1 protein-coding gene and 2 pseudogenes are annotated in these 4,052 nt (G+C 44.9%); all 3 read left to right on the top strand.

Annotated features, from left to right (window positions below; genetic code table 11):
• Positions 1–1,141, top strand: a pseudogene (locus V7D75_RS13825) (catalase); the annotation flags it as partial.
• Between the two features lie 267 nt (positions 1,142–1,408).
• A complete protein-coding gene (gene htpG / locus V7D75_RS13820) occupies positions 1,409–3,415 on the top strand; it encodes a molecular chaperone HtpG (RefSeq protein WP_333615025.1) in 2,007 nt (668 codons plus the stop codon).
• A 253-nt stretch (positions 3,416–3,668) separates the two neighbouring features.
• A pseudogene (locus tag V7D75_RS13815) lies at positions 3,669–4,052 on the top strand (C13 family peptidase); the annotation flags it as partial.

Genomic DNA, 4,052 nt, shown 5'->3' with positions numbered 1-4,052 from the left:
TATCTGGGATTTGGTCGGCAATAATACGCCAGTATTTTTCGTTCGTGACCCGCGCAAATTTCCAGATTTAAATAAAGCGGTCAAGCGTGACCCACGTACCAATATGCGTTCGGCAACCAATAACTGGGACTTTTGGACGTTATTGCCAGAATCTTTGCACCAAGTCACCATTACCATGAGCGACCGCGGTATCCCAGCCTCTTATAGACATATGCATGGCTTTGGCTCGCATACTTATAGCTTTATCAATAGCGATAATAAGCGTTTTTGGGTCAAGTTTCATTTCCGTACTCAGCAAGGTATCAAAAACCTAACCGATGCCGAAGCCGCTGAAATTATCGCCTCGAATCGTGAAAGCCATCAAGAAGATTTGCTCAATGCCATCGACAATGGAGATTTTCCGAAGTGGAAAATGTACGTGCAAATCATGCCAGAAACCGATGCCGATAAAGTACCTTACCATCCGTTTGATTTGACCAAGGTATGGCCAAAAGGGGATTATCCGCTGATTGAAGTTGGCGAGATTGAGCTGAATAAAAACTCAGACAATTATTTCTTAGACGTCGAGCAGGCGGCTTTTGCGCCGAACAATCTCGTGACTGGCATCAGTGCCTCACCAGACCGTATGCTACAAGCGCGTCTCTTTAGCTACGCCGATGCTCAGCGTTATCGCGTTGGTGTCAATCACAAGCAGATCCCAGTCAACAAACCTCGTTGTCCGGTGACCAGTAACCACCGCGACGGTCAAATGCGTGTCGATGATAACTACGGTGGCCGTCCACACTATACGCCAAACAGCTTTGAGCAATGGCAAGACCAGCCGCAGTACGCTGAGCCAGCTTTAAAGATTGATGGTTACGCGGAGCACTACGATTTCCGTGAAGACGATAGTGATTATTTTAGCCAGCCGCGCGCACTGTTTAACCTAATGAACGATGAGCAAAAGCAAGTATTGTTTGATAATACCGCCCGCGCGATGGGTAATGCGCTTGATTTTATTAAATATCGTCATATTCGCAACTGTAACTGGTGTGATCCAGCTTACGGTACAGGCGTTGCCAAAGCCCTTGGCATGAGCGTTGAAGACGCTATGGCAGCTCGTGATAGTGATCCTGCTCGTCATTTACCCAGCTGTTTATAATGTCTGTAGAAAACTGAAACGATAAAAATTGTCTATATTTATCTAAAAACACCGCTTTAGGAAACTGGGGCGGTTTTTTTATGGTTACTGACTGTTTTTGGCGCATTTTAGCTTGAAATTTTTGCCTGTGCCCCTATCTGATTAAGCAGCCTAGCAGTATTTATAGCGCCTTCTTAGCAAGCAGATTGGCACAGCTGCTAGTATTTGAAAATTTGTGATTTATGCGTGCTGGCAACAGCATCTTTGGTATCAATAATAGGAGTTTTTATGAGTGAACAGACCCAAGCGGATAATAAAAACGCTAATGACATCAATGTTAATAAAGACAGCCCTGAATTAAAAAAACACAGTTTTGAAGCAGAAGTGGCGCAGCTGCTGCATTTGGTGACGCATTCGCTTTATTCTAATGCCGATATTTTTGTGCGTGAATTAGTCTCGAACGCCTCGGACGCTTGCGACAAATTGCGCTTTGAAGCGACCAATGATGACAGCCTTTATGAAGATGATGGCGAGTTAAAGATTCGTATCGCTGTCGATAAAGATGCCAAAACCATTACCTTTATTGATAACGGTATTGGTATGAATGAAGCCGACGCCATCGAAAACTTAGGAACGATTGCCAAGTCTGGCACCAAAGCTTTCTTAGATAAATTGTCTGAATCGCAAAAGCAAGATGGTCAATTAATTGGTCAGTTTGGGGTTGGTTTTTACTCTGGATTTATCGTTGCTGATACCATCAGCGTTGAGTCACGCAAAGCGGGCGAGCCTACTGACAAAGGCGTACGTTGGGTTTCAGACGGTACCGGTAGCTTTACCGTTGAGCCAATTACCAAAGAGACGCGCGGTACCAGCATTACTTTGCATCTAAAAAAAGAGTACAGCGAAGGCGAAGATAATTATTTAGACCGCGGCAAAATCAAGCGTTTGGTCAATAAGTATTCCGACCATATTAGCTTGCCGATTCAGATGCGTAAAGAAGTCTGGCAAGAAGATGTGAAAGAAGAGGGCGACGATAGTGACGCGCCAGTAGGCGGTCAGATGGTCTTGACCGATGAGTGGGAGACCATTAACAAAGCCAGTGCGCTTTGGACCCGCTCAGCATCTGAGGTTGAAGATGATGAATATATCGATTTTTATAAAAACATCACTTATGACATGGATGCGCCGCTAACATGGACACACAACCGCGTTGAAGGTCGCGTTCAGTATACCCAGCTTTTATATATTCCGAAAAAAGCGCCGATGGATTTATACACGCGTGAGCAGCAGCATGGCTTAAAGCTTTATGTGAAGCGCGTCTTTATTATGGACGATGCTGAGCAATTGCTGCCGATGTATTTGCGTTTTGTGAAAGGGGTCATTGATTCAGCCGATCTGCCATTAAACGTTAGCCGCGAAATCTTGCAAGAATCACGCGATGTAAAATCTATCCGTGATGGTAACGCGCGCCGTATTTTGACCTTGCTAGCAAGCCTTGCCAATAGTGAAGACAGCGATAAACAAGAAAAATTTGCCCAGTTCTATAGCGAATTTGGCGATGTGATTAAAGAAGGCCTTGGCGAGGATATGGGCAACCAAGAGCGCATCGCCAAATTGCTGCGTTATGCCACCAGCACCAATGATAAGGTTGAGACCAGCTTTGAAGACTATAAAGGTCGTATGATTGACGGTCAAAAAGCCATCTACTATCTGACGGCAGATAATTTAGCGGCGGCAAAAAATAGCCCGCAGCTTGAGCTGTTTAAGAAAAAAGGCATTGAGGTTATCTTGATGACCAGCCGTGTCGATGAATGGGCGATGAACTTCTTGACCTCATTTGATGAGACGCCGCTGCAAAATATCTCCAAAGGTGCAGTAGATTTGGGCGACTTGCAGGACGAAGCTGAAAAAGTTGAAGCTGAAAAGGCGGTAGAGGCGATGAAGCCAGTCGTTGATAAGCTAAAAACGGCACTTGGCGCGCGCGCAAAAGACGTTAAAGTCTCAACGCGTTTGGTTGATAGTCCAGCATGTCTAGTCGTTGGTGAAGGTGAGCTGTCACCGCAAATGATTCAGATGCTGAAGCAAATGGGTCAAGATGTACCAGAGAGCAAACCAACGCTTGAGGTCAACCCTGACCATCCACTGATTAAAAAGTTAGAGAGTAGCGAGCAGTCTGACGACCATTTTGACAAGCTGGCGCAGGTAATTTTTGACCAAGCGTTACTTGCCGATGGCGGTCAACTAGAAGATCCAGCCGCTTATCTAAAACGCGTCAATGAGCTATTGATGCGATAATATTTGCTGTTTGACAAAAAGGAGGTCTTGATTTTAAGGCCTCCTTTTTTAATGGATTGTCAATCAACGTTTAGAGTAATTTTTCGGTAGTTTTTACAAATCAGCCTTATCCTCTTGAGCGACAATCCGTTACAATCGCGATAGATTAGCGAGCTAAAATATTAAGTTAAATTTCTCGCTTTTCAATCCTATTTTATCGTCAAATAATAATGAATTGGCGTTATTTCTCTCGACTGGCTAGAGGTCTAAGTCTTTGTCACTTGCGTCATTAAAAACCGTATCGCTTCAGCGCTTCTCGCTCAATTTCGCGGCCAATATCATTGCAACCTTATGGATGCTGGTCGGATCGACGCGGGCGTTTTCATGGGTAAAACCCACCTTTATCCAGTTTGCGCTATTCGCCATATTGGCATTGGGTAGTAATGTCCTATTCTCGTGGTTAGCAGCCGCAAATGGTAGCGTCTTTAATGAGCAAGGGTTGGTCAGCTATTTAATTTGGCCAATGATTATTTTGCTCGGCGGTATTATTCTAGCCCGCCGCGCTGGTAACCAAGCGCTAGTTTTTGTCCCTGTCATTCTATGGCTGGTTGCCGATACGCTATCAGCGTTACTGCAAAGCCTCGTCCAGTTTTTTGGC

This window comes from Psychrobacter sp. (assembly GCF_036731945.1).
Lineage (GTDB): Bacteria > Pseudomonadota > Gammaproteobacteria > Pseudomonadales > Moraxellaceae > Psychrobacter.
This window is presented reverse-complemented; position numbering and strand designations above follow the sequence as displayed.

Bases quoted from the DNA above. Each gene is read 5' to 3' on its own strand.
- htpG (WP_333615025.1), top strand. From the start codon at position 1,409: ATGAGTGAACAGACCCAAGCGGATAATAAAAACGCTAATGACATCAAT.